Genomic DNA, 25,861 nt, shown 5'->3' with positions numbered 1-25,861 from the left:
CGACTGCCGAGCATACGGAGTTTTATCATGTTCATTCGCGCCATCGCGCTTCTTCTCGCTTCGGCGACCGTCGCGGTTCCTGTCACCAGCGCTGCGGCCCAGACAACGGCCCCTGCGGACAACGGCAAGGCCGCCGGTGCCTTCATTTCCGATCTCGCGCAGCGCGCCTACGGCGTGCTTCGCGACAAGTCGAACGACAAGAACGAAGTCCGCGCCAAGTTTCGCACGCTTCTCAAGGAAAACTTCGCGGTCAACGACATCGGCAACCGCCTGATCCGCCGCCATGTGCGGACGATCACCAAGCAGCAGTATCAGGCCTATCAGGCCGCATTCCCGAACTATGTCGTCGATACCTATACCGACAACCTCTTCGAGTTCGCCGACAGCGAGATGAAGGTCGTGCGGACCGTGCCGCGGGGCACGCGGGGGACGATCGATGTCTACGCGCGCGTCACCCGCAGCAACGGGGCTCAGCCGATCGATTCGATCTGGACCGTGAAGAAGAACGCGAGCGGCAAATATGTCGTCGACAACCTCACCGTCGCGGGCGTCAATCTGTCGCTCACCCAGGAAGCCGACTTCACCGCCTACATCCAGCGCAACGGCTTCGATGGGCTGATCAAGTTCATGACGGACAAAAAAGCGGCATGACCTCCACGCTCGACTGTGAAGCTGCCGCGTACATTCACCCGTCCGCGCAGCTTTACGGCCGCATCCGGCTAGAGGAAGGCTCCTCGATCTGGTGCAACGCGGTGATGCGGTCGGAAGCGGCGCACATCCGCATCGGGCGCTTCACGAACATTCAGGATTTCGTGATGATCCATGCTGAGCCGAACTGCGAGGTCGAGATCGGCGACTATTGCTCGATCACACATCATGCGACGATCCACGGCTGCAAGCTCGGCAACAACGTCCTCGTCGGCGTCAACGCCACGATCTTCAACGGCGCGGTGATCGGGGACAACAGCATCGTCGGGCAGCATGCGTTCGTGCGCGACGGAACCGATGTGCCGCCCAACAGCATCGTCGTCGGTTCGCCCGCAAAGGTGATCCGCACGCAGAATAGCTGGATCGCGAACCGCGTGAATGCGCTCGTCTATCATCGCAATGCCCTCGCGTATGCGAAGGGCGATCACCGGGCCTGGGACGGCCCTGATTTCGAGAGATGGCTGGGTGCGACGCTGGAAGACTTGCAGCGTCAGTTCGAGGCGCTATAGCGCACTCTCATGGACCAGATCGAGAAACAGAAACTCCACCTCGTATTCGGCGGACGGGTTACGGACCCGCGCGGGCTCGAGTTCGAAGACCTCTCCGCCCTCGACCTCGTCGGCATCTTCCCGGATTTCAAAAGCGCGGAAAACGCCTGGCGCGCCAATGCGCAGCGCACGGTCGATGATGCGGCGATGAAATACGTCGTCGTCCACCTTCACCGGCTGCTGGAGCCCGAGGCAGAGCCGCATACCTCCTAACGGAACCGCTTTTCGATCGCGGCGCGGGCCAGCGGCAACGCCGTGAGAAGGCCGGCCACGAAGCCGCCGACATGCGCGCCGACAGCGATGCCACCGCCGTCCATGTTGAAGACGAACCCCGTGGCGATCTGGAGACCGATCCAGAGCGCCGCAAGCTGGAGTGCGCGCACGAATTCGCCCTTCCCGCCCGACCGGCCGAAGATCATGGCATGCGCGGCAAAGACCCCGGAGATCGCGCCGCTCGCGCCCACCACGGGAACCGGCGATGCCGGATCAAGCGCAACTTGCGCGAGCCCGCCCGCGATGCCGGATACGAAAAACAGCAGCAGATAACGCCACCGGCCGAGCACCGCCTCCACGAACCGGCCGATCCACGCAAGAAACAGCATGTTGAAGCCGAGGTGAGCCCAGCTTCCGTGGAGGAAGATCGAGGATACGAGCGTCGCGGGTGCCGGAATCGCGTGGTCATAAAGAATCGCGTGGTCATAAACCAGCGTGCCGCTGATCCGGGCCGGAATCAGGCCGCCGCCCAGCGTGATCGCCATCTCGAACGCAGGACCGCCCAGCGTCACGGCAAGGTGAATCAGCACGCAGGCGATGATGATGGAGCGGGTCGCGAAATCCACGCGATCAGCTTCCACCGCGATCAGCCTTTTCAGATGAAGCTGAGTTTGGCGATTTCGTAGTACTTGTCGCCCGAAGGCGTCGAGACTTCCACCTCTTCGCCCACACGGCGTCCGATGAGCGCACGGCCGAGCGGCGATGTGTACGAGATGCGGCCCTGCTTGGCGTCGGCTTCGTAGGGTCCGACGATCTGGTAGACGACATTCCTGTCGTCCTCGTCGATGAGCTCGACGGTCGCGCCGAAAACCACCTTGTCGCCCGAAAGCATCGTGGGGTCGATCACCTGCGCGCGCGCGAGCTGGTCTTCCAGTTCGATGATCTGCGCCTCGATCTGGCCCTGCCGTTCCTTCGCAGCGTGGTATTCGGCGTTCTCCGAAAGATCGCCGTGCGCACGCGCCTCCTCGATGGCCTGCACCACCTCGGGGCGGTCCACCGATTTCAGCTTCTGCAGTTCGACCTGCATCCTGGCATGACCGGACGGAAGGATCGGAAGCTTTTCAAGCGTCGCCATGTTCGTAACCCACTCCTCAGCCCATGTCCCCGCAAACCGGCCCACCGTCGGAAAATCCGCCGTCTCATCGCCAGAACTGTCGGGGATCAGGTATCGAGATCAGAATAATAAGATTGCAACGACCGGACTGCAAGGGGTTGTTGTCGCATCGCGCCGATCGCCTGCACCGTCGCCAGCGATTCCGCCGCTGTCGTATAATACGGAACCTTGCCGTAAAGCGCTGAAGCGCGGATCGATTGCGAATCCTTCAGGCTCTGCGCCCCTTCGGTGGTGTTGAAGATAAGATCGATGTCGCCGTCCTTGATGCGGTCGACGATATGCGGCCTGCCTTCGAGCACCTTGTTGACCTGCTCGACCGCGATACCCTGCTCCGCAAGGTAGCTCGCCGTCCCCGATGTGGCGACGATACGAAAGCCCAGGTCGATCAAATCCCTGGCGGCGGGAAGGATCACCGGCTTGTCGGTGTCCTTCACCGACACGAACACCGTGCCGCTGTCGGGAAGCGTCGTTCCCGCGCCGAGCTGGCTCTTGGCGAATGCCGTGGCGAAATCGACATCGATCCCCATCACCTCGCCGGTGGACTTCATCTCCGGCCCGAGCACCGGATCGACGCCGGGGAAGCGCGCGAACGGAAACACCGCCTCTTTCACGGCGATGTAGGGAATGTTGCGGTTGATCGGCCCGAACGATGCGAGCGCCTCGCCGGCCATCACCCGCGCCGCGATCTTCGCGATCGGCCGCCCGATCGCCTTGGCGACGAAGGGCACCGTGCGGCTGGCGCGTGGGTTCACCTCGATAAGGTACACCTCGCCGTCCTTCACGGCATATTGGACGTTCATCAGGCCCTTGACCTTCAGCGCCATCGCCAGCGCCACGGTCTGCCGCTCGATCTCTTCCACAACCTCTTCGGCAAGGCTGTAGGGCGGCAGCGAGCAGGCGCTGTCGCCGGAATGGACGCCGGCTTCCTCGATATGCTGGAGCACGCCCGCGACAACGACATCCTTGCCGTCCGACAACGCATCGACATCGACCTCGACAGCATCGCGAAGATACTGGTCGACGAGCACGGGCGATGAACCCGAAACCTTCACCGCCGTCGCGATGTAGGTTTCAAGCTGCGTCTGGTTCTCCACCACCTCCATCGCGCGGCCGCCGAGCACGTATGAAGGGCGCAGCAGCACGGGGTAGCCGATGCGGTCGGCCTCGCGGATCGCCTCTTCAAGGCTGCGCGCCAGGCCGTTCGAAGGCTGCTTGAGGCCGAGATCACCGACGAGCTTGGCAAAGCGCTCGCGGTCTTCCGCAAGATCGATGGCATCGGGCGACGTGCCCAGGATCGGGATGCCCACATCCTCCAGCCCCTGCGCCAGCTTCAGCGGCGTTTGCCCGCCGAACTGCACGATCACGCCGACAAGCGTGCCCTTCGACATTTCGACATGCAGGATTTCCAGCACGTCCTCGATGGTCAGCGGTTCGAAATACAGCCGGTCCGACGTATCGTAGTCGGTGGAAACCGTTTCCGGGTTGCAGTTGACCATGATGGTCTCGTAGCCCGCCTCATCGAGCGCGAAGCAGGCGTGGCAGCAGCAATAATCGAACTCGATGCCCTGCCCGATCCGGTTCGGCCCGCCGCCGAGGATCACGACCTTTTTCGCGTCCGTGGGCTGGCTCTCGTCCTCCGGCACGCCGAAGCTCGGCGCCTCGTAGGTCGAATACATGTAGGGCGTCTTGGCTTCGAACTCGGCCGCGCAGGTGTCGATGCGCTTGAACACCGGGCGAACGCCCAGCCCGCGGCGCTGCTCGGAAACCGCCGCCTCGTGCCAGCCGACGAGCGTTGCGAGCCGCGCATCCGAAAAGCCCATCGCCTTCAGGTTGCGGAAGCCCTCGGCGTCCCTGGGCAGGCCGTTCTCGCGAACCTTTTCCTCGGCCTCCACGATCTCGCGGATGCGCGCGATGAACCACGGGTCGTAGGCCGACAGCCGGTGGATATCCGCGTCCGAAATGCCGCGCCGGATCGCGTCGGCGACGACGAGCAGCCGGTCGGGTGTCGCCAGCGCGAGCGCGGCTTCCACCTCGTCATTGCCCGCGCCCATCAGCGCCTCGACCTCGTCGAAGCCGGTCAGCCCGGTTTCAAGGCCGCGCAGCGCCTTCTGCATGCTCTCGTGGATCGAGCGGCCGATCGCCATCACCTCGCCCACCGACTTCATCGCGGTCGTGAGCGCGTTCGAAGCCCCCTTGAACTTCTCGAACGCGAAGCGCGGGATCTTGGTGACGACGTAATCGATCGTCGGCTCGAAGCTCGCGGGCGTCGCGCCGGTGATGTCGTTTTCGATCTCGTCGAGCGTGTACCCCACGGCGAGCTTCGCCGCGACCTTGGCGATCGGGAAGCCGGTCGCCTTGGAGGCGAGCGCGGAGGAGCGCGACACGCGCGGGTTCATCTCGATAACGACGAGGCGGCCGTCCTTCGGATTGACCGCGAACTGGACGTTCGAACCACCTGTTTCCACGCCGATTTCACGCAGAACCGCGATGCTCGCGTTCCGCATGATCTGGTATTCCTTGTCGGTCAGCGTCAGCGCCGGTGCGACCGTGATGCTGTCGCCGGTGTGGACGCCCATCGGGTCGATGTTCTCGATCGAGCAGATGATGATGGCGTTGTCGTTCCGGTCGCGGACGACTTCCATCTCATATTCTTTCCAGCCGAGCAGCGATTCTTCGATCAGCACCTCGGTGGTTGGGCTGGCGTCGAGCCCGCCGCGCACGATTTCCTCGAATTCCTGCCGGTTGTACGCCACGCCGCCGCCCGTGCCGCCCATGGTGAAGCTGGGGCGGATGATCGAGGGAAGCCCCGTGCGCTCCAGCACCTCGAACGCCTCTTCGAGCGAATGGGCGATGCCCGACCGCGCGCTTTCCAGCCCGATCTTGTCCATCGCCTGACGGAATTTCAGCCGGTCCTCGGCCTTGTCGATCGCCTCGGCATCGGCGCCGATCAGCTCGACGCCGTACTTCTCAAGCGTCCCGTCGTTCGCGAGCGCCAGCGCCGTGTTCAGCGCCGTCTGCCCGCCCATTGTCGGCAGCACTGCGTCGGGGCGCTCTTTCTCGATGATCTTGGCGACGATCTCGGGCGTGATCGGCTCCACATAGGTCGCGTCCGCCATGTCCGGGTCGGTCATGATCGTCGCGGGGTTGGAGTTCACCAGAATGATCCGGTAACCCTCCTCGCGCAGCGCCTTGCACGCCTGCGTGCCCGAATAATCAAACTCGCACGCCTGCCCGATGACGATGGGGCCCGCGCCGATGATGAGGATGGAGGAAATGTCCGTGCGTTTGGGCATGGTCTTATTTGTTCTTCTGCAAGGCGCTATTCATGGGCAATTCCAGGACAGCAACTGACGATCGTTGCACAGGGCCAAACTCGTTCTGAAAAAGCTGTTTCAAAAACACTGATATCTCTGGATTCGTTCTGTCGGAGCCAAAGCTGATCGAAGCCTGTCCATCTTGGCGTTCAAACTTCCAGCCGTGCTTAACCGCATGACGTTCAACTTTCTCAAGCGTCTGGGGATCGCCTTCAACAAAAAGCATCGCACCGTCACTCGCATGAATACGCTCGACCGTCAGCGCAAGCTTTTCGTCAGGGCCAAGGTTCCGATCCGAATTACCGCACGCACCGAGGGCTAATCCCACCGCTACAAGACTTTTAAGGCCCGCTGCGCTCATGGCGCTGCCCGAAGCTGATCGACGAACGTCTCAAACAGATAAAAACTGTCCTGCGGGCCGGGGCTCGCCTCGGGGTGATACTGGACAGAAAAGGCTTTCTTGTCCGTCAGTTCCAGACCGCAGTTGGAACCGTCGAACAGCGAAACGTGCGTCGCGCGCGCGTTCGCGGGGAGCGTGTCGGCGTCCACCGCGAAGCCGTGGTTCATGCTGGTGATCTCGACCAGCCCGTCGGAAAGCCGCTTCACCGGGTGGTTCGCGCCGCGGTGGCCCTGATGCATCTTCGCGGTTTTCGCACCGACGGCTAGGCCGAGCAGCTGGTGGCCGAGGCAGATGCCGAAAATCGGAATGTCGGCGCTCAGCAGCTTCTTGATGACCGGCACGGCATATTCGCCGGTTGCGGCAGGGTCGCCCGGGCCGTTCGAGAGGAAAACCCCGTCTGGGCGCAGCGCCATAACCTCTTCGAAGGTCGCGCTCGCGGGAACGACCGTGACGCTAGCGCCCGCCGCCGTGAGGTTCCGCAGAATGTTGTTCTTGGCGCCGTAATCGATGGCGACCACATGAGGCCTGCCTTCACCGGTGCTCTCGCCATACCCCTGCCCCAGCGTCCACGGCCCGCCGGACCAGTCCTCGCGGCCGCCCCGTGTCACGTCTTTGGCAAGGTCCATGCCCTCAAGCCCCGGCCAGACCTTCGCCTCGGCGAGCAGCGCTTCGATATCGAACGTGCCCGATGGGCTGTGCGCGATCACCGCGTTCGGCGCGCCAAGCTCGCGGATGCGGCGCGTCAGCGCGCGCGTATCGACGCCCGAGAGCCCCACCCGCCCCTTGCGCTTCATCCATGCGTCGAAGCCTTCGGCGCTGCGGAAGTTGCTGGGCGCCGTCACGTCCTGCCGCACCACGCAGCCGACGGCGGCGGGGGTATCGGCCTCGACATCCTCGGCATTCGTGCCGACATTGCCGATGTGCGGAAAGGTGAAGGTCACGATCTGCCCGGCGTAGGAGGGATCGGTCATCACCTCCTGATAGCCGGTCATCGCGGTGTTGAAGCAGACTTCGCCGACCGCATGACCCTCGGCGCCGAAACCGCGCCCCCGGATCACTGTGCCGTCCGCGAGAATCAATACCCCCGTGGCTCCTTTGGGTGCGCGCGCGGGTTTGGCGTCGGACACGTGGTCTGGCCCCTTCGACTCTGGATTTGCTGCTTTGTGGCTAAGGCGCCTAGCTATTGGCGTGGTCCCGGAGCGTCAATCTATTCTTTTGCCTTTTTGGCGGCTAGACGAGCCGCTTGCTCAGACGAGGAAGACAATAATGATTCGCGACGACATCAAGGCGGCGCAGGTGGCGGCCATGAAGGCGGGCGAGAAGGACCGCGTGGCGGCGTTGCGCCTGATCCTCGCAAAGCTGAAGGACCGCGACATCGAGCTGCGCACGGCGAAGTCCGTGCCGGACGATGACGTCATCGTCGTCGATGTGCTGCAGAAAATGGGCAAGCAGCGCCGCGAATCCATCGCCATGTTCGAACAAGGCGGCCGCGACGAGCTTGCCGCTCAGGAAAAGGCGGAGCTTGCCGTCATCGAATCCTTCCTCCCCGCCATGATGGGCCCGGACGAGGTGAAAGCCGCGGTCGCCGCGATCGTCACCGAGATCGGCGCGGCAGGGCCCAAGGACATGGGCCGCGTGATGGCCGAAGTGAAGGCACGCCACGCCGGACAGATCGACATGAGCACGGTCAGCAGCATCGTCAAAGCCGCGCTGGCGGGATAATTGACTTTCCGGGCATGCGTCCTTTCGATCGCAGGTTCGCTGACGTTCCCCTTCGTCACCCCGGCGAAGGCCGGGGCCCATAGGTGGGTGCATCACACGCAACCCAAAGACGGATCGCGCGATAGCGACGATCCGGCTCAGCACAAAACAGCTTTCCGACATGGTGCAGCGACGGCAAAGTTCATCCCATGAGCATCCCCCCGCAATTCCTCGACGAGATCAGGAGCCGGGTGAGCCTGTCGTCCGTGGTGGCGCGGCGGGTGAAGCTGCTGCGTGCCGGGCGCGAGATGAAGGGGTGCTGCCCTTTCCACAACGAGAAGACGCCGAGCTTCTACGTCAACGACGACAAGGCCTTTTACCACTGCTTTGGCTGCGGCGCCCACGGCGACGTGATCCGTTTCGTCGTCGAGCAGGAAGGCCTCAGCTTCCGCGATGCCGTGGCGGGCCTCGCGGCCGAAGCCGGGCTGGAGCTGCCCGAGGAAAACCCGGAGGCCCGCGCGAAGGCAAAGGCGGCTGCGGGACTTCATGACGTCACCGCTGCGGCAGGCGACTGGTTCCGCAAGCAGCTTTCCGGCCTCGGCGGCGCGGATGCGCGCGCCTATATCGAAAAGCGTGGCCTGAAACCGGCGACCGTCGAAGCCTTCGGCCTCGGCTACGCGCCCGACAGTCGCGGCGCGCTCAAGTCCGCGCTCGGCGATATCGATACGGCCAGGCTCATCGAGGTCGGCCTCGTCATCGAGGCCGAAGGCCGCGAGCCCTACGACCGCTTCCGGGGCCGCCTGATGTTCCCCATCCGCGATCCGCGCGGGCGCGTCGCCGGCTTCGGCGGGCGCATCATCGGCGCGGGCGAGCCCAAATATCTGAACTCTCCCGACACGCCCCTCTTCGACAAGGGCCGCCTGCTCTACAATCTCGACAAGGCCGGGCCCGCCGCGCGCAAGTCCGGCCGCATCGTCGTCGTCGAAGGCTATATGGATGTGATCGGCCTCGCGCAGGTCGGCTTTGCGGAGGCGGTCGCGCCGATGGGCACGGCGCTTACCGAGGATCAGATGAAGCTCCTGTGGCGCGTCGCGCCCGAGCCGGTGCTGTGCTTCGACGGTGATGCCGCCGGGCGGCGCGCGGCGATCCGGTCGGCGATGCGCGCGCTGCCGCTGCTCGAACCCGGCAAGTCGCTGCGTTTCATCACCATGCCGCAGGGTCAGGATCCCGACGATTTCGCGAAGGCGCGCGGGCTCGCCGCGTTCACCGACCTCGTGACCGGCGCCGCGAGCCTGATCGACACGCTGTGGAGGGCCGAGACCGAGGGTGTCGACACGAATACGCCCGAACGCCGCGCCGCCGTGCGGCAGCGCCTGTTCGAACATGCCCACGCGATCGAGAACCAGACCGTCGCCTCGCTCTACCAGAGCGAGTTCCGGGATCGCTTCGACGCGATGTTCAGGGCGCGGCGGCAGGACCGCTTCAAACCCGTCATATTGGGGGCGTCGAGCGCGGCAAAAGCGCGGGCCGGGGTCGAAACGACGCAGAAGCAGATGTACTCGGTTTTTCGCGGCCTGCTCGACCGTCCGGTGCTGGCACAGGCGCATTCGGAGGATATCGCCGGGCTCCATATCGCCGATCCGCAGCTCGCGGCCCTTCGAACCGCAATTTTTACCGCAGTTTCGCGCAATCCCGATCTTGACAAAGAGGCGCTGGCGCACGACCTAGCGGCACAAGGGCTCGGTCAGTACGCGGAAGATCTCAGGCAACAGCGACATGCTCGCAACCGCCTCGATTTCAGCTTCACGCAACCCCGGACGCCCGCCGCGATTGCGGATCAGGACTTGGCATGTGTTGTGGGCCACCTTATGGCGCTCCAACGCATCGATGAGGATTTGGCGGATCTGCGCGCGCGCTACGATTCCCTGGTCCAGTCGGAATTCGAGGAACAACAACGGCTTCGCGCTGAAAAGGCGCGTGTCGAACAAGAACTTATCGATTTGGCAGAGGCGCGACGCGGGGACGACACGTCGGCGCCCATGAAGGAACGGAACCTGGATGGCGACCAAAGCACCGGCGAAGCCCAAGGGTAAAGACGAAAACGGCGAAGCCGACGGCGCGCCGCTCATCGATATGAACGATGCGTCGATCAAGAAGCTGATCGCGAAGGCGAAGAAGCGCGGCTGGCTGACGTATGACGAACTGAATGCGGCGCTGCCGCAGGATCAGATGTCTTCGGAACAGATCGAAGACGTGATGTCCGCGCTTTCTGAAATGGGCATCAACCTCACCGAAAACGAGGATACCGGCGATGATGAGCCGGAAGCCGAGCCCGAAGCGGAAGAAGAGGCCGAAGAGGTCGACGGCGAAGGCAAGCCTGCCCTTCATGTCATCGAGAAAAAGAAGGAAGTTCTGGATCGCACCGACGATCCGGTTCGCATGTATCTGCGTGAAATGGGCGCCGTCGAGCTGCTGTCGCGCGAGGGCGAAATCGCCATCGCCAAGCGTATCGAGGCGGGCCGCAACACGATGATCGAGGGGCTTTGCGAAAGCCCCCTCACCTTCACGTCGATGATCGCCTGGTCCGAGGCGCTGAACGCGGGCGAGATGCAGCTTCGCGAAATCCTCGATCTCGATGCCATGCTCAACAGCGGGCCGTCCGATGAGCAGGTCGAGAACGACAGCGATTCCGATCTTCCCAGCGGCGTCGAGCTGAAGGACGACGACGAGCCCGAAGCCGAGCCCGAGAAGAACAACGACGAAGACGACGACTACACCGAAAAGCGCGCCGCGCCGCAGCGCGAGGAAGAGGAGGAAGAAGAGAACACGCTCTCCCTCGCCCAGATGGAAGAGCAGCTCAAGCCGCAGGCGCTTGAGCAGTTCGCCGAGATCACCTCGCTCTACAAGCGCTTCCTGAAGCTTCAGGAGGCGCGCCTCGAAGCGCTGAACGCCGGCAACGAGTATCCGCTGGCGCAGGAAAAGAAGTACCAGGCGCAGCGCGAGGAGCTGACCCTGAAGGTCGCCGCCGTGCATTTCCACAACGCCAAGATCGAGTTCCTCGTCGATCAGCTCTATAGCTATAACCGCCATCTGATGACGCTGGGCGGCAACATGCTGCGGCTGGCGGAACGCTACCGCATCAACCGCCGGGCGTTCCTCGAAGGCTACATGGGCAACGAGCTGGACGAAGGCTGGCTGGAGCGCGTGTCGGGCATCGACGACAAGTGGGCGAACTTCGCGCGCAGCGAGGCCGGTACGGTCGAGAAGATCCGCTCGGAAATCACCGACATCGCCCAGCAGACGGGCGTGGAGCTGGGCGAGTTCCGCCGCATCGTCAACATGGTGCAGAAGGGCGAGCGCGAGGCGCGTATCGCCAAGAAGGAAATGGTGGAGGCGAACCTTCGTCTGGTCATCTCCATTGCCAAGAAATATACGAACCGCGGCCTGCAGTTCCTTGATCTCATTCAGGAAGGCAATATCGGCCTGATGAAGGCGGTGGACAAGTTCGAGTATCGGCGCGGTTACAAGTTCTCCACCTACGCCACGTGGTGGATTCGCCAGGCGATCACGCGCTCGATCGCGGATCAGGCGCGCACGATCCGCATTCCCGTCCACATGATCGAAACGATCAACAAGCTGGTCCGCACCAGCCGCCAGATCCTCCACGAGATCGGCCGCGAGCCGACCCCGGAAGAGCTGGCCGAACGGCTTTCGATGCCGCTCGACAAGGTGCGCAAGGTGATGAAGATCGCCAAGGAGCCGATCAGCCTCGAAACGCCGATCGGCGACGAGGAAGACAGCCACCTCGGCGATTTCATCGAAGACAAGAACGCCGTCATCCCGGTGGACGCCGCGATCCACGCCAACCTCAAGGAAACCGTGACGCGGGTTCTCGCCAGCCTCACGCCGCGCGAGGAGCGCGTGCTTCGCATGCGCTTCGGCATCGGCATGAACACCGACCACACGCTCGAAGAGGTCGGCCAGCAGTTCTCCGTGACGCGCGAGCGCATCCGCCAGATCGAGGCGAAGGCACTCCGCAAGCTCAAGCACCCGACGCGCAGCCGCAAGATGCGGAGTTTCCTCGACACCTGAGCCGCCTCCGGTTCATGTCGTCTTAAGCAAGGCAAGCTATACGGCGGGCGCAGCGGCGTCCGCCGTTTTTGCGTCGCGAACCAGCAAGGGCCTGCAATCAGATGAAAACCGCTTTCGGCACCCTTGTTGTTACAGCCCTGACGCTCGCCGCCTCCGCTGCGTCCGCCAGCCCGATCCAGGCCCTCAAGGATTACAACCTCATCGTCTTCAGCGATGTGAAGCTCTCCAGCGACATCGAAGGCGCCGTCTATGTCGACGGCAACTACAACGCCGGGGCGGTTCAGGTCGCTTCCAAGGGGACGAACGCCCAAAAGGCGAGCCTCGTCGTCACGGGCAACGTCTCCAACAACGCGAAGGTAAAGCGCGGCGACGCCTATGTCGGCGGCAGCGTTTCGCCCTCGATCGACTATCAGGGCGGCGGCGGCAGCACGAAGGCCCTCGCGGACCTGCCGGGCGGCACGCTCAAGCAATCCGATTTCGTACAGTTTTCAGCCGATCTCGCCGCGCTCGACGCGGGCGTCAGCTACGATCGCTACAGCCCCGGCGACCACATGAACGGGTTCCTCATCGCACCGGCGGTTCCGGGCGATAACGGCGTTTCGGTGATCTCGCTGTCGGCCGACTTCTTCCCGAACACGGGGAAGATCAAATTTGCATCGTCGGCCAGCGATATCGACACGATCATCATCAACGTCGCGGGCACCGCCATCAACTTCAAGGGCTGGGAAGCCGCCGGCAATGCGCTTGCCGACAACATCATCTGGAACTTCTTCGAAGCGACCGAAGTGAGCTTCCTCGATCAGACGTGGGGTTCTGTGGTTGCACCGCTCGCGATGGTAAGGAACGTCACGCCGATCAACGGCAGCGTCGTGGCCAGTGCCGTGCAGCTTCGCGGCGAGCTTCACCTGCCGAACTACGGCGGAAACTTCGCGTTCCCGGAGACCGGCGCGGACATTCCCGAGCCTGCGACGCTCGGCCTCGTGGCGGCGGGTCTCGGCCTTCTCGCGTGGCGCCGTCGCAAGTCAAAAAACGGCGGCGCGAATTAAGGCTCCCTTTACATCGATCGCTCTAAGCTCCGCTCCGGCGGCGAAAGCCGTAAGGCAGCGGATGCGGAGTCGACGGCACATGGCGCCAGCGGTGGTCCCCACTTTCATGGACCAGCTTCAGAAGAATCTTCGCGCTGCGGGCAGCGCGGTGGATTCGCGTGGCTTTGCGGCGGCGGTGATCGGCGCGCTGCGCGACGGCGGCGCGGGCGGCAGCCGGCACCTGCGCGCGCTTTCCGAAGGCTCCGTCACCCGGCCGCTCCAGGCTGTGGCCGACGCCGCGCATTTTCTCGTCATTCTTCACGGCCAGTTGCCGAGCGTTCTGGAAATCGCGCGCCTCAACGCCGATGAGCCTGCCGCCGCGTGGCTGCGCAACGCCGGCGCCGCTTTCGATCAGGATCGCCGCTGGATGGCAGGGCTCGCCGCGATGACCGGCGGCGCGCTCGATCTGCATGGCATCAGCACGGCCGAGCAGGTCGTGCGCGATCAGCGCGACGCGATGCTGACGCTTGCCAAATCGAACCGTATCGGCTGCGCCATCGGCGCTGCGGTCACACTGATGCTCGATTGGCAGGCCGTCCGCACCCGCCTGCCCCGCGCCGCGCAGCACCTCGGCTACGATCGCCACGAGCGGCTTGCGGACCCGTGGCCGGTGGACGGCGCCTTCGATGCGCTCGCGTGTCATGCGGACGATGTGCGCGTGCGCCGCGCGATCGAGTTCGGCGCGCTCCAGCTCGCCAGTCTCCACGCCCAGCTTTTCGATCTCCTCGAAGCCCGCCACGCCCAGCGCCTCGCTTAGGGCTCCCTATCGCAAACAGGCGGTTGCCCGTTTCGCTTTCGCGCTTTAGGCCCGCACACCAAGGGAATAAGCGGAGAGATACATGCGTTTCGAAGGCACCAGCGGCTATGTTGCAACCGACGACCTGAAGGTCGCCGTGAACGCGGCGGCGACGCTGCGGCGTCCGCTGCTGGTCAAGGGCGAGCCGGGCACGGGCAAGACCGTGCTGGCGGCCGAAGTCGCCGCGGCGATGGGCGCGCCGCTCATCGAATGGCACGTCAAGTCGACCACGAAGGCGCAGCAGGGCCTTTATGAATACGACGCCGTCAGCCGCCTGCGCGACAGCCAGCTCGGCGACGAGCGCGTCCACGATATCCGCAACTACATCCGCAAGGGCAAGCTGTGGGAGGCGTTCACCGCGCCTGTCCTTCCTGTCCTGCTGATCGACGAGATCGACAAGGCCGATATCGAGTTCCCGAACGACCTTCTGCAGGAACTCGACCGCATGGAGTTCCACGTCTACGAGACCGGCGAGACGGTGAAGGCGGCGGATCGGCCGATCGTCATCATCACGTCGAACAACGAGAAGGAACTGCCCGACGCATTCCTGCGCCGCTGTTTCTTCCACTATATCAAGTTCCCCGACCGCGAGACGATGCAGGCGATCGTCGACGTGCACTTCCCCGGCATCCAGAAGGAACTGGTGCGCGAGGCGCTCTCGGCGTTCTACGATATTCGCGACGTGCCGGGTCTCAAGAAGAAGCCGTCCACGTCCGAACTGCTCGATTGGCTGAAGCTTCTCATGCACGAGGATCTGCCGCTCGATATCCTGCGTTCACGCGATCCCAAGAAGCTCATCCCGCCCCTGCACGGCGCGCTCCTCAAGAACGAGCAGGATGTCATGCTCTTCGAACGCCTCGCCTTCATCGCACGGCGCGAGAGCAAGTCGTAGGCTGCTTTACCTTACAAGCGTATAGAATCGTTGAAAGTGTCGGAAATGTTTACAAAGCGAAACGACCGCTTCGCTTGAAAACACTGCCGACTCGCCAGTATCTTTCCGTTTTGAAAAAATGGCACACACCTTGCTTCCCTTCATCGCGGAGCGCCGATCCGGCGTGTTTGCGGATAATGGGAGAGTGGGCGTGAGAACATTCGTTTCGAAAAACATTGCAAGGGTGGCCCTGCTTGGGGCGGCACTGGGCGTTTCGGCTGCGGCGACGGCGGCGCCGGTCTATCTGAACGACGCAGCGGGCGTCACGGTAACGCTGGGCGCGGCGCATGCGGGCGATCCCGAACCCTTCGCCAACCGCACGACGGCAGCATCGCTCGCCAGCATTATCGATGCCCCGACGGCGACGTCGGGCGAACTGCACACGCAGTCGACGCACGTATGGGTAAGCGGCGGCCCGCTCGAACTCGTGTTCGATTTCGGCGCTGAATACGATCTCAGCACCCTCCATTTCTGGAATTATCACAGCGAAAACTACGACGTGGATACGATCGTGTTCACGTTCTACGACGACGCCTGGGCGCTGGTCGGTGAACTGACCGAATCGCCCGTTCTGGGCAACCTCACCGGCAGCGACAGCACGCCGATCACGCCTGAAGACTACGCGCTCGCGTTCCCCACGAACGTCCGCTACGTCAATGCCTATCTCACGGGCAGCAACAACCAGGTCGATTTCAACAACATCGGCTTCACGGCGGTGCTTTCCGATCCCGATCCCGATCCCGTCGATGTTCCGGAGCCCGCCACCCTGGCGCTTCTCGGCCTCGGTCTTGCAGGTCTCGGCCTCGCGCGTCGCCGCCGCGGCGCCTGAGAACCGGCAGCAAAGAACAAGCGGGCGCTGCGGGTTTCCAATCCGCAGCGCCCGTTTTTTTGCATGTATCGGTGCGCGCGCGCCAATGTGACAGCCCTGTCAGAACCGGCTAATGCCTCGGCGTGCGGATTGCTCTATGCAGTCGGCGATCGCACCACCGAAAGGCTTCCGGACGCATGTTTCTCGATTTCCTCGATGCCCTCCGCGCCGCGAAGATTCCGGCGAGCCTCAAGGAGCACCTGACGCTTCTGGAGGCGCTCAAGGCCGGCGTGATCGATCGGAATGTCGAGAGTTTCTATTATCTCTCCCGCGCCGCCTACGTGAAAGACGAAGCGCTGCTCGATCGTTTCGATCAGGTGTTCGGCAAGGTGTTCAACGGGCTTGAAACCAGCTTCGCAGACGAAACCGCCGAAATCCCGGAGGAATGGCTGCGCAAGCTCGCCGAACTCTATCTCAGCGAAGAGGAAAAGGCCGAGATCGAGAAGCTCGGCTCGTGGGAAGAGATCATGGAGACGCTGAAAAAGCGCCTCGAAGAGCAGAAGGAGCGCCATCAGGGCGGCAACAAGTGGATCGGCACGGCGGGGAAATCCCCCTTCGGCGCCTACGGCTACAACCCCGAAGGCGTGCGCATCGGGCAGAAGGAAGGGCGTCAGGGCCGCGCCATCAAGGTGTGGGACAAGCGCGAGTTCAGGAATCTCGACGACAGCGTCGAACTCGGCACGCGCAACATCAAGGTCGCGCTGCGCCGCCTGCGCCGTTTCGCGCGCACCGGCGCGGCAGACGAGCTGGATCTCGACGCGACGATCAAGGGCACGGCGCGCAAGGCGTATCTGGATATCGTGATGCGCCCGGAGCGGCACAATGCCGTGAAGGTGCTGCTGTTCCTCGATGTCGGCGGCTCGATGGACCCGCACATCAAGCTCTGCGAAGAGCTGTTTTCCGCCGCGAGCAGCGAGTTCAAGCACCTTGAATTCTTCTATTTCCACAACTTCGTCTACGAAGGCGTGTGGAAGGACAACCGCCGCCGCTTCACGGAGCGGACACCGACGCTCGACGTGCTCCACAAGTTTCCGGCCGACTACAAGCTGATCTTCGTCGGCGACGCCTCGATGAGCCCCTATGAAATCAACTATCCGGGCGGCTCGGTGGAACACTGGAACGAGGAAGCCGGTGATGTCTGGATGCGGCGGCTGACGGACATCTACCACAGCGCCGTATGGCTGAACCCGATCCCGGAGAAGAACTGGCAGTACGGCCAATCCATCCAGATGGTGAAAACCCTGATGGAAAACCGCATGTTCCCGCTCACCCTCGAAGGGCTCGACGACGCGATGCGCGCGCTCACGCGTACACATTGATCGTCCGCCCCGGCAGGCAAGCCGATATCGCCGCGCTGGCCGTCGTGGAACTGTCCGCAAGCGAGGTTTTCGCGGGTACGCACATGGCGTGGGCTGTGGGGCAGACCTCGGCGCCGGAGCACTTCTCCGCCGCGCTTTCGCAAAATGCGCTGTGGGTGGCGGAAATCGGCGGAACGCCGGTCGGCTACCTGCGCGGCGAACGGCTCGAAAACAGCTTCTACATCGATGAGATATCCGTTTCCCAATCCCACCAGCGGCGCGGCATCGGGCGATCCCTCATGGAGGCGGCGCTCGCCGAAGCGGCGAAGCGCCGCTTCACGGCGGCGTGCCTCACGACCGACCGCACGATCCCGTGGAACGCGCCCTACTACGAACGCTTCGGTTTCCGGGTGCTCGCTGCCGATCGCACGCCGCCTGCACTCGCCAGACGGCTCGCGATGCAGCCGAGCCCCGCGCGCCGCTGCGTGATGTGGCGCGATCTTTGTCGGTCAGGCACGGCCACCGGCTGAAGCCGATTTTCAGGGTATCGGCGCTGCCAGAAGCCAGACGTTCACGAGCGTCACGACAGCGACGCCCACCATCAGCAGGCCCTTTTTGCGCTCGCCGGGGCGCTTCAGCATGATCCACACGCCGCCGCCGCCGATGATGAAGGCCGCGATCACGGCGAACGACAGGATGATTGTCAGCATGTTGGTCATTGCGGCAGCCCCGCCATCACCTGCCCTACGGCGGCCGCCCATTTCGTTTTTCGCACCGCGCGTGTCTCCTCGTTCAATGCGGGCTCGAATCTGCGTTCGGCGTGCCACATCACGCTTGCCGATTCGAGATCGGCGAACAGTCCGCAGCCGACCGCCGCAAGCATGGCCGCGCCCAGCGCCGTCGTTTCCACCACCTTGGGGCGCTCCACGGTGATGCCGAGCACGTCCGCAAGATCCTGACAGAGCCAGTCGTTCGCCACCATGCCGCCGTCAACCCGCAGGAGTGAAGGCGACACGCCGTCGCGGCGCATCGCGTCGAGCAGGTCCGATGTCTGCAGGCTCATGGCTTCAAGGCAGGCGCGAACGATGTGGGCGCGTGTCGTACCGCCGCTGATCCCGGTGATGATGCCGCGCGCGCCGGGCTCCCACCAGGGCGCGCCGAGCCCGTTGAAGGCAGGCACGAAGGCAACGCCGCCGCTGTCGGGAACGGAAGCCGCAAGCCCGGCGGTTTCCGATGCGCTGTCGATGATGCCGATCTGGTCGCGCAGCCATTTGATCGCGCTGCCCGCAACGAAAATACTGCCTTCGAGCGCGTAGGCCGGGCGTCCGCCGAGCCGCCACGCGACCGTGGAGAGCAAGCGGTTCGACGAGACCGACGCGCTCGCTCCGGCATGCGCGAGCAGGAACGCGCCCGTTCCGTAGGTGGATTTCACCGCACCGGGTTCAAGGCACACCTGCCCGATCGCGGCTGCCTGCTGGTCGCCCGCGCATCCCGAAATCGGAATCGCGCGTCCGCCGATCAGCCGTGTTTCACCGATAGGCCCCGCGCAATCGATGATCTCCGGCAGGGCATCAAGCGGAATGTCGAACATGGCGGCAAGGCCCGCGTCCCACGTGCAGCGGTCAAGGTCCATCAGCAGTGTGCGCGCCGCATTGGTGGCGTCGGTCACGTGCAGCCCGCCCGTCAGGTGCCAGATCAGCCACGAATCGATCGTGCCGACGGCAAGCCGCTTCGCCTTCGCCGCATCGCGCACCTCCGGCCAGTTTTCGATCGCCCAGCGAATCTTGCTTGCAGAAAAATAGGGGTCGAGCAGCAGGCCGGTGCGGCCCTGCACATCGTCCTCCAGCCCGCGTGCTTTCAGGTCCGCGCAGATCGCCGCGCCGCGGCGGTCCTGCCAGACGATCGCGGGCGCCAGCGGTTCGCCCGTCTTCCGGTCCCAGAAAACGATCGTTTCGCGCTGATTGGTGATGCCGATCGCGGCGATCGATTGTGCGCCGACCGTCTCGGCGACCTGATTCGCGGCGCGCAGCGTCTTGTCCCGGATCTCCGCAGGGTCATGCTCGACCCATCCGCTTTGGGGGAAATGCTGGATGATTTCCTCGCCGCTCGCGGCGCCGATCCGGCCTTCCGGCGTGAAGGCGACCGCACGTGTCGAGGTCGTCCCCTCGTCGATGCTGAGCATGTGTGTCATTGCCGCTTTCCTAGCGCGCGCAGCGGCTCTAGGTAAACGCCCGTGAACAGGGGCCATTTCGATCTTCTCATTATCGGCGCGGGCGTCAACGGCGCCGGATTGGCGCGCGATGCCGCCGGGCGTGGCCTCAAGGTCGCGCTCGTCGACGCTGCCGACATCGGCGGCGCCACGTCGTCGTCGTCCACCAAGCTGATCCACGGCGGGCTGCGCTATCTGGAATTTTACGAGTTCCGGCTGGTCCGCAAGGCCCTCGCGGAGCGCGAGGTGCTGCTCGATATCGCCGCGCATCTCACACGGCCGATGCCGTTCGTTCTGCCCGTTGGCCCGGATACGCGGCCCGGCTGGATGATTCGCGCCGGGCTCTTCCTCTACGATCATCTCGCCCGCCGCGAGCAGGTGCCCGGCTATTCGAAGGTCGTGCTGCGCGACGATCACGCCGGCCAGCCGCTCGACAAGCGCTATACGCAGGCGTTTCGGTACTGGGACGGCTGGGTGGACGACGCCCGCCTCGTCATCGCGAACGCGCAGGATGCGTCGTCCCGCTCCGCGCTGGTCCTGCCCCGTACCGCCGTCACTGGGGCAAGCCGAACCGACGCGGGCTGGCAGGTCATCCTCGGCGACGCCACCACCCTCTCCGCCGCCCACGTCGTCAACTGCACCGGCCCCTGGGCGGGCGAGGTCGCATCCGGTATCCTCGGTCTCCCCGACGCCCCTCGCCTCCGCCTTGTCCAGGGCGCCCACCTCGTCACGCGGCGCATCGGGCGCGGGCAGGACAGCTACATCCTTCAGCAGCCCGACGGCCGCATCGTCTTCATCATCCCCTACGAGAACGACTTCTCGCTGATCGGCACGACCGAGACGACGATCGAATCGGCGAACGCGCCCCGGATTACGGAGGCGGAGACCGAATATCTTCTCGCCGCAGCCAACCGCTATCTGTCGCGGCCGCTCGAACGCGCGGACATCATCTCCACCTATGCGGGCATCCGCCCGCTCGTGCTGGAAGAGAGCAAAGGCGCGCGCGAAACGAGCCGCGACTGGAAACTCGTCGCGCACGAAGGCGGCGGCGCCATAACCGTTGTCGGCGGCAAGATCACGACATACCGGCTTCTCGCGGAAGACGTCCTCGGGCGCCTGTTCCCGGAAAGCAAGCGCTGGACGGCGGGTCAGCCGCTTCCCGGCAGCGACTTCCCGCGCGCGCCGGGCTTCTCCGGCCAGCAGGCGTGGGCCAAGTGGTGCGATGTCCTGCGAATGCGATATTCGGACTACGACCCCCGCATCGTCGATCGCCTCGCCCGCCTCTACGGCACGCGGGCCGAAGCGATGCTGGAAGGTGGCCTCGGCGAAAATCTCGGCGGTGTGTTCACGGCGGAGCTTGAACACATGGTCGCGCACGAATGGGCGCAGACGGCCGAAGACGCGCTCTGGCGCCGCAGCAAACTCGGCCTTCACCTGTCCCCCGACGCCGCGCGAGCGGTTGAACGGTGGTTCGCCGCGCGGTTTACCAAGAGTTAGGAAGCCGGTCGTAGGGTCCCTTGCAAAGCACAAGGAAATCGCCCCATGGTCGCACACAATCACAACTTCGCCGCCGACTATGCCACCAGCACCTCCGTCAGCCTGCTCGATGCGCTGATCGACGCGATGACGCTGGCGCGGCCCGGCAAGGATGCGAGCATTTTCGCGACCGACATCAAGCGCCTCGGCGACGGCGCCGCCCGGGCTGCCTACGAACTGGGCGGCCTGCTCGACGAGCCCGCCGCGCCGGTTCAGGCGCCGAGCGTACGCAACTACACGCCCAGACAGGCGCGATAGACCTCCGCGTCGACATTGCCGCCCGAAAGGGTGAGCGCGACGGTCTTTCCCGCAAGGTCCAGTTTCCCCGCAAGCACCGCTGCGAGCGCCGCCGCGCCGCCGGGTTCCACCACGAGCTTCAGTTCGCGGAATGCAAACGCGACCGCAGCCTTCACCTCCGCCTCCGAAACCGCGACGCCACGCGCCCCCCGCCCGTGCAATATGCCGAAGGTCAGCGGCACGGTAACGAGCGTCTGCAGCGCATCGCAAAGCGTCGGGCCGGGGTTTCGCACCGGCTCGATCGTGCCGCTCGCGAGCGAGCGCGTGACGTCGTCATAGCCTTCGGGCTCGACGACGACGATCGCGCTGTCGGGCAGCGCCAGCGCGATGCCGCTCGCGAAGCCGCCGCCGCCGCAGCACACCAGCATGACATCGGGCGCCCCGATCTCCTCGGCGATCTCGAGGCCCGCAGTCCCCTGCCCCGCGACGATATACGGATCGTCGAACGAGGGCACGACCACCCCGCCCCGCTCCGCCGCGATCTGGGCGGCGATGACCTCCCGGCGCTCCGTAAGCCGGTCGTAGCTGACGATTTCCGCGCCGTAGCCGCGCGTCGCATCGGCTTTGATGCGCGGCGCGTCCGAGGGCATCACGATCGTCGCCGAAATGCCGAGCATGCGCGCCGCCAGCGCCACACCCTGCGCGTGATTGCCCGAGGAGAAGGCGACGACGCCTTCGCGGCGCTGCTCGGGCGTCAGTGCGGAGAGGCGATTATACGCCCCGCGAAATTTGAAGGAGCCCGTCCGCTGCAGGCATTCGGCTTTCAGCCAGAGCGTCGCGCCGGTTGCCGCATCCAGCGTATCGCTGCGCAGAAGCGGGGTGCGGACGGCCACGCCGGCGATACGCCGGGCGGCGGCTTTCACGTCATCGAGGACCGGTATGTTCATATTCAGTTAACTCGCTGATTTCAAATGGGGAAACAATAAGAACGCTTCAGCGATTTTTTCTTTACATCGAGAGCCCCCGACCCTAAACAGCGCGTCCGCTGCCCCATGGGACTTCCACCGCAAGGCAGTGCATGTCAACAGTCTCCCGGAGGTCCCTTGAGTTGCGAGAATTTCATAGCGCGCTGGGGGTAGCGTCAGTTCTTCGACCTGATGCACCCGTTACCCTCATTCGTCCTCACGCTGCACATCGCGCGGCCCGATTCTTCGTCGAGAAGTTTCCGGGGCTGTCGATGTATGCGGTGAAGGCCAATCCTTCGCCGGAGATCATCCGCACGCTGTGGGATGGTGGCATAACGCATTTCGATGTCGCCTCGATCAACGAAGTGCGCCTGGTGCGCGGCCTTCTGCCCGAAGCGACGCTGTGTTTCATGCACCCCGTGAAGGCCCGCGAGGCGATCAGCGAGGCGTATTTCGAGCATGGCGTCCGCACCTTCTCGCTCGACAGCCATGAAGAGCTTGAAAAAATCGTCGAAGCGACAGGCCGCGCGAGCGACCTGACGCTCTGCGTGCGGCTGCGCGTCTCTTCGGCGCACTCGAAGCTCAGCCTGGCCTCCAAGTTCGGCGCCTCCATCGACGAAGCCCCCGCGCTTCTGCTTGCCGCCCGCCAGGCGGCGGATGCCCTCGGCGTCTGCTTCCATGTCGGCAGCCAGGCGATGAGCCCGCAGGCCTATATCGAAGCGATGACGCTGGTCCGCGCCGCGATCGTGCAGGCGGGCGTCACCGTCGACGTCGTCGATGTCGGCGGCGGCTTCCCGTCGATCTATCCGGGCATGGACCCGGCGCCGATGCAGATGTTCTTCGATTCGATCCACCGCGCCTTCGAAGCGATGCCGATCAGCTATTCGGCCGAGCTTTGGTGCGAGCCGGGCCGCGCGCTTTGTGCCGAGTATGCAAGCGTTCTGGTCCGCGTGGAGCGCCGCAAGGGCGACGTCATCTATATCAACGACGGCGCGTACGGTTCGCTGTTCGATGCGGCGCACGTCGCGTGGCGTTTTCCGGTGAATCTGCTGCGCGGCAGCACGAGCGCGGCGACCGAGTTCAGCTTCTACGGCCCGACCTGCGACGACATGGATTACATGGCGGGGCCGTTCGTTCTCCCCGCGGACGTCAAGGCCGGCGACTATATCGAGGTCGGCATGCTGGGTGCTTACGGCGCGGCGATGCGCACGGCGTTCAACGGCTTCGTGAACGGCGAAACCGTGATCGTCACCGACGAGCCGATGGCAAGCGCCTACGCTGTCACGGAGTCGACACCGCACAGCGTTACTGCCATACGCAACTGAAGAGCGGTCACCTGATCGGGTGACCGCCCCTTCCCGCTCGGCGCCGGCAAATCCGGCCGCGGGCGGCGCTTTTCCACGCGCCGAGCCAGTCCGCAGCAACCACAAGACTGGAAGACAATATCATGACCGACACCCGCGTAGACGCACAGCGCAAGGCCGAACTGCTTTCGACCGAAGTGCGCCATATCGATATCAAGAGCTTCGACGCCCGCCCCATCGTCGATCAGATGGAAGGCATGAGCTTCACGAGCCGCGATCTCGCGCGCGCCACGAAGATCTACAACGCCATGCTCGAAGACAAGAGCTGCTCGATCTTCCTCGTCATCGCCGGATCGACCTCGGCGGGCGGCTGCATGAACCTCTATGCCGACCTCGTCGAGAACAACATGGTGGACGGCATCATCGCCACCGGCGCCTCGATCGTCGACATGGATTTCTTTGAAGGCCTTGGCCACAAACACTACCAGGCGCTTGAAATTCCAGACGATAATGTCCTGCGCTCGCTCTACATCGATCGCATTTACGACACCTATATCGACGAGGAACAGCTTCAGGATTGCGACCACACGATCGGCGAGATCGCCAATTCGCTCGATCCGAAGCCCTATTCGAGCCGCGCCTTCATCCGCGAGATGGGCCGCTATCTTTCGGAGCACGGCAAGAAGGACAACAGCCTCGTCAAGCTCGCCTACGAGCACGACGTGCCGATCTTCTGCCCGGCGTTTACAGACAGCTCGGCAGGCTTCGGCCTCGTCAAGCATCAGGTCGATGCCATGAAGGCGGGCCGCCCCTACATGACGATGGATTCGATCGCGGATTTCCGCGAACTCACCGACATCAAGATCAAGGCGGGCACCACCGGGCTCCTCATGATCGGCGGCGGCGTGCCGAAGAACTTCGTGCAGGATACCGTCGTCTGCGCCGAAATCCTCGGCCATGAAGACGTCGAGATGCACAAGTACGCCGTGCAGATCACCGTCGCCGACGTCCGCGACGGCGCCTGCTCGTCCTCAACGCTCAAGGAAGCCGCGAGTTGGGGCAAGGTCGATACCACGCTCGAACAGATGGTGTTCGCCGAAGCGGGCTCGGTGCTGCCGCTTCTGGCGTCGGACGCTTACCACCGCGGCCATTGGAAGACCCGCCCCAAGCACGGCTGGGCGAAGCTCTTCGCCTGAAGACAAAAAAGCCCCTCCTCTTCAGGGGAGGGGTTTGGGTGGGGCATCCCCGCTGCTCTACGCCGGGCGCGAAAAAGCCCGTCCTCGATGCCTTCCCGCTCTAACGGCAGAAAACGGCGGCCAGTTCCACATGGATGGACCAGCGGAACTGGCCGACCGGCCATAATTCGGTCAGCCTGAATCCGGCTTCGTGCAGGATCTTCGCATCACGCGCGAACGTATTGGGATTGCACGAAACGTGCACGACCCGCTTCAGTTTTGATCGGGCGATCGTCTCCACCTGCGTCTTCGCGCCTGCGCGCGGCGGATCGAGCACGACGGCGTCGAACTTGTTAAGTTCTGCGGGCTGTAAAGGCTGGCGGAACAGGTCGCGGTGCGCGGTCGTGATCGGACGCCCGGCACGCTTGGCGGCGGCGGAAAGCGCCGCGACGGCATCGCGCGCCGCGTCCGCCGCAAAGACCTTGGCATGGGCCGACAGCGGCAGCGCGAATGTACCGGCGCCGCAGAACAGGTCGGCCACGGTTCCGGCACCGGCCACACCTTTCAGTACAGCCGCCTGCAAAGCCGCTTCGCCGTCCATCGTCGCTTGCAGGAAGCCGCCCGGCGGCAGTGCCACGGCAACATCACCGAAGCGCACGGCGGGCTCTGCAAGCTGAAGCACGATCTCGACACCGGCGGAGGTTTCGGTCGCGATCCGTGCCACCCTCGCCTCCGACGCCAAAGCCGCAAGCGCGCCGATGTCCGATGGGGGCAGCGAGAGGTTGGTGAGAAGAACGTCGAAACCTGAAAGGGTTTCGGTAAGCGTCATGCCGACGGCGTGGCCGGTCCGCAGTTTCGGGGCGAGAGCCTGTCTCAGCGCCCACGCCGCATTCCACAGCGCAGGCCGAACCACCGGACATTCGGCGAGATCGACAACCGCGCTGCTGCCCTCGACATTGAAGCCGATGCGAACGCCGCCGCCGTCGCGCACCAGCCGAAAACTGGCCCGCCGCCGCGCACCCTCCGGCGACAGATGCGCCGGATGGACCGTTTCCGGCACGATGCCGACGCCCGCGAGTGCGCCGAGGATGCGACCCGAAACGAATTCGGCGAGCACCTCATCGTCCGCGTGCTGCAACTGGCAGCCGCCGCAGACACCGAAATGCCTGCACGCAGGGGTCATCCGGTGCGGCCCCGCCGCGATCACGTCACCGTCCACCCTGTCGCCGGGGATGGCCCCGGCGACGTAGCGGCCGCTTTCGGTGACACCGTCACCGCGCGCCGCCAGGCGGACGATCGTTTCCATG

The 25,861-nt window shown here is 64.3% G+C and carries 25 protein-coding genes; 16 read left to right on the top strand and 9 right to left on the bottom strand.

Annotated elements, in window-relative coordinates; translation table 11 throughout:
- The first annotated feature begins 27 nt into the window (after positions 1 to 27).
- Genes GGQ98_RS00590 through GGQ98_RS00580 form a run of 3 tightly spaced genes read left to right on the top strand, consistent with a single transcriptional unit; the run spans position 28 to position 1,469 of the window.
- Positions 28 to 651 carry an MlaC/ttg2D family ABC transporter substrate-binding protein gene (locus GGQ98_RS00590; protein ID WP_184063531.1) on the top strand — a complete coding sequence of 208 codons (624 nt, stop codon included), beginning with the start codon at positions 28 to 30 and terminating at the stop codon, positions 649 to 651.
- Positions 648 to 1,217, top strand: coding sequence for a gamma carbonic anhydrase family protein (locus GGQ98_RS00585; RefSeq protein ID WP_184063528.1), 570 nt, complete (start codon positions 648 to 650; stop codon positions 1,215 to 1,217). The genes GGQ98_RS00590 and GGQ98_RS00585 overlap by 4 nt, the downstream gene beginning before the upstream one ends.
- Positions 1,218 to 1,226: 9 nt before the next feature.
- Complete coding sequence (locus GGQ98_RS00580; protein WP_184063525.1) at positions 1,227 to 1,469, top strand: DUF4170 domain-containing protein; 243 nt, start codon at positions 1,227 to 1,229, stop codon at positions 1,467 to 1,469.
- On the opposite strand, the gene GGQ98_RS18200 is transcribed toward GGQ98_RS00580, so the two are convergent.
- From GGQ98_RS18200 to carA, 5 genes are all read right to left on the bottom strand, one after another.
- Positions 1,466 to 2,095, bottom strand: a complete 630-nt coding sequence (locus GGQ98_RS18200; protein WP_184063522.1) for a rhomboid family intramembrane serine protease — start codon at positions 2,093 to 2,095, stop codon at positions 1,466 to 1,468. The two genes, GGQ98_RS00580 and GGQ98_RS18200, sit on opposite strands and share 4 nt — an antisense overlap.
- A 29-nt stretch (positions 2,096 to 2,124) precedes the next feature.
- Complete coding sequence (gene greA / locus GGQ98_RS00570) at positions 2,125 to 2,604, bottom strand: transcription elongation factor GreA (RefSeq protein ID WP_184063519.1); 480 nt, start codon at positions 2,602 to 2,604, stop codon at positions 2,125 to 2,127.
- A gap of 86 nt (positions 2,605 to 2,690) precedes the next feature.
- Positions 2,691 to 5,936 carry a carbamoyl-phosphate synthase large subunit gene (gene carB, locus GGQ98_RS00565; protein WP_184063516.1) on the bottom strand — a complete coding sequence of 1,082 codons (3,246 nt, stop codon included), beginning with the start codon at positions 5,934 to 5,936 and terminating at the stop codon, positions 2,691 to 2,693.
- 4 nt (positions 5,937 to 5,940) lie between these two features.
- Positions 5,941 to 6,318 (bottom strand): hypothetical protein, encoded by a 378-nt coding sequence (locus GGQ98_RS00560; RefSeq protein ID WP_184063513.1) that lies wholly within the window; start codon positions 6,316 to 6,318, stop codon positions 5,941 to 5,943.
- Positions 6,315 to 7,484, bottom strand: a complete 1,170-nt coding sequence (carA, locus tag GGQ98_RS00555; protein WP_184063510.1) for a glutamine-hydrolyzing carbamoyl-phosphate synthase small subunit — start codon at positions 7,482 to 7,484, stop codon at positions 6,315 to 6,317. Before carA ends, GGQ98_RS00560 begins: the two co-directional genes overlap by 4 nt.
- 139 nt (positions 7,485 to 7,623) lie before the next feature.
- Between carA and GGQ98_RS00550 the strand changes: the two genes are divergently transcribed.
- The 9 genes from GGQ98_RS00550 (at position 7,624) to GGQ98_RS00510 (ending at position 17,658) form a co-directional block, all read left to right on the top strand.
- Positions 7,624 to 8,079 carry a GatB/YqeY domain-containing protein gene (locus tag GGQ98_RS00550; RefSeq protein WP_184063507.1) on the top strand — a complete coding sequence of 152 codons (456 nt, stop codon included), beginning with the start codon at positions 7,624 to 7,626 and terminating at the stop codon, positions 8,077 to 8,079.
- A 188-nt stretch (positions 8,080 to 8,267) separates the two neighbouring features.
- A complete protein-coding gene (dnaG, locus tag GGQ98_RS00545; RefSeq protein WP_184063504.1) occupies positions 8,268 to 10,151 on the top strand; it encodes a DNA primase in 1,884 nt (627 codons plus the stop codon).
- The gene (gene rpoD / locus GGQ98_RS00540; RefSeq protein ID WP_184063501.1) at positions 10,117 to 12,150 is read left to right on the top strand and encodes an RNA polymerase sigma factor RpoD; all 2,034 of its coding nucleotides are present in this window, start codon (positions 10,117 to 10,119) and stop codon (positions 12,148 to 12,150) included. Before dnaG ends, rpoD begins: the two co-directional genes overlap by 35 nt.
- A gap of 101 nt (positions 12,151 to 12,251) precedes the next feature.
- Positions 12,252 to 13,196 (top strand): collagen-binding domain-containing protein, encoded by a 945-nt coding sequence (locus tag GGQ98_RS00535; protein WP_184063498.1) that lies wholly within the window; start codon positions 12,252 to 12,254, stop codon positions 13,194 to 13,196.
- A gap of 79 nt (positions 13,197 to 13,275) precedes the next feature.
- Complete coding sequence (locus GGQ98_RS00530) at positions 13,276 to 13,992, top strand: DUF6975 family protein (RefSeq protein ID WP_184063495.1); 717 nt, start codon at positions 13,276 to 13,278, stop codon at positions 13,990 to 13,992.
- 82 nt (positions 13,993 to 14,074) lie between these two features.
- Entirely contained in the window at positions 14,075 to 14,923 is an 849-nt protein-coding gene (locus GGQ98_RS00525) for an AAA family ATPase (protein WP_184063492.1), read from the top strand.
- Between the two features lie 190 nt (positions 14,924 to 15,113).
- Positions 15,114 to 15,791: a PEP-CTERM sorting domain-containing protein gene (locus GGQ98_RS18110; RefSeq protein ID WP_207791164.1), complete on the top strand. Its 678-nt coding sequence runs from the start codon at positions 15,114 to 15,116 to the stop codon at positions 15,789 to 15,791.
- Between the two features lie 176 nt (positions 15,792 to 15,967).
- Entirely contained in the window at positions 15,968 to 17,149 is a 1,182-nt protein-coding gene (locus GGQ98_RS00515; protein WP_184063489.1) for a vWA domain-containing protein, read from the top strand.
- Positions 17,146 to 17,658, top strand: a complete 513-nt coding sequence (locus tag GGQ98_RS00510) for a GNAT family N-acetyltransferase (protein ID WP_184063486.1) — start codon at positions 17,146 to 17,148, stop codon at positions 17,656 to 17,658. The genes GGQ98_RS00515 and GGQ98_RS00510 overlap by 4 nt, the downstream gene beginning before the upstream one ends.
- 9 nt (positions 17,659 to 17,667) lie before the next feature.
- Here the strand turns inward: GGQ98_RS00510 and GGQ98_RS00505 are convergent, their stop codons facing one another.
- A complete protein-coding gene (locus GGQ98_RS00505; RefSeq protein WP_184063483.1) occupies positions 17,668 to 17,847 on the bottom strand; it encodes a hypothetical protein in 180 nt (59 codons plus the stop codon).
- The gene (gene glpK / locus GGQ98_RS00500) at positions 17,844 to 19,319 is read right to left on the bottom strand and encodes a glycerol kinase GlpK (RefSeq protein ID WP_184063480.1); all 1,476 of its coding nucleotides are present in this window, start codon (positions 19,317 to 19,319) and stop codon (positions 17,844 to 17,846) included. Before glpK ends, GGQ98_RS00505 begins: the two co-directional genes overlap by 4 nt.
- 42 nt (positions 19,320 to 19,361) lie before the next feature.
- On the opposite strand from glpK, the gene glpD reads away from it, so the two are divergent.
- Complete coding sequence (gene glpD, locus GGQ98_RS00495; protein WP_184063477.1) at positions 19,362 to 20,834, top strand: glycerol-3-phosphate dehydrogenase; 1,473 nt, start codon at positions 19,362 to 19,364, stop codon at positions 20,832 to 20,834.
- 45 nt (positions 20,835 to 20,879) lie between these two features.
- Positions 20,880 to 21,131, top strand: coding sequence for a hypothetical protein (locus GGQ98_RS00490; RefSeq protein WP_184063474.1), 252 nt, complete (start codon positions 20,880 to 20,882; stop codon positions 21,129 to 21,131).
- On the opposite strand, the gene GGQ98_RS00485 is transcribed toward GGQ98_RS00490, so the two are convergent.
- A complete protein-coding gene (locus GGQ98_RS00485; protein ID WP_184063471.1) occupies positions 21,107 to 22,057 on the bottom strand; it encodes a threonine ammonia-lyase in 951 nt (316 codons plus the stop codon). The two genes, GGQ98_RS00490 and GGQ98_RS00485, sit on opposite strands and share 25 nt — an antisense overlap.
- Before the next feature lie 161 nt (positions 22,058 to 22,218).
- Between GGQ98_RS00485 and GGQ98_RS00480 the strand changes: the two genes are divergently transcribed.
- Together GGQ98_RS00480 and GGQ98_RS00475 are read left to right on the top strand one after the other, a co-directional pair.
- Positions 22,219 to 23,400 (top strand): alanine racemase, encoded by a 1,182-nt coding sequence (locus GGQ98_RS00480; protein ID WP_184063469.1) that lies wholly within the window; start codon positions 22,219 to 22,221, stop codon positions 23,398 to 23,400.
- Between the two features lie 122 nt (positions 23,401 to 23,522).
- Positions 23,523 to 24,575: a 1,9-bis(guanidino)-5-aza-nonane synthase gene (locus tag GGQ98_RS00475; protein WP_184063466.1), complete on the top strand. Its 1,053-nt coding sequence runs from the start codon at positions 23,523 to 23,525 to the stop codon at positions 24,573 to 24,575.
- 100 nt (positions 24,576 to 24,675) lie between these two features.
- On the opposite strand, the gene GGQ98_RS00470 is transcribed toward GGQ98_RS00475, so the two are convergent.
- The gene (locus GGQ98_RS00470; protein ID WP_184063463.1) at positions 24,676 to 25,860 is read right to left on the bottom strand and encodes a class I SAM-dependent RNA methyltransferase; all 1,185 of its coding nucleotides are present in this window, start codon (positions 25,858 to 25,860) and stop codon (positions 24,676 to 24,678) included.
- Between the last annotated feature and the right edge of the window lies 1 nt (position 25,861).

Source organism: Sphingosinicella soli, from assembly GCF_014199685.1.
In the GTDB taxonomy this organism is placed as follows: domain Bacteria; phylum Pseudomonadota; class Alphaproteobacteria; order Sphingomonadales; family Sphingomonadaceae; genus Sphingosinicella; species Sphingosinicella soli.
The sequence above is the reverse complement of the archived record's forward strand: the minus strand, read 5'-3'. Positions and strand labels throughout refer to the sequence as shown.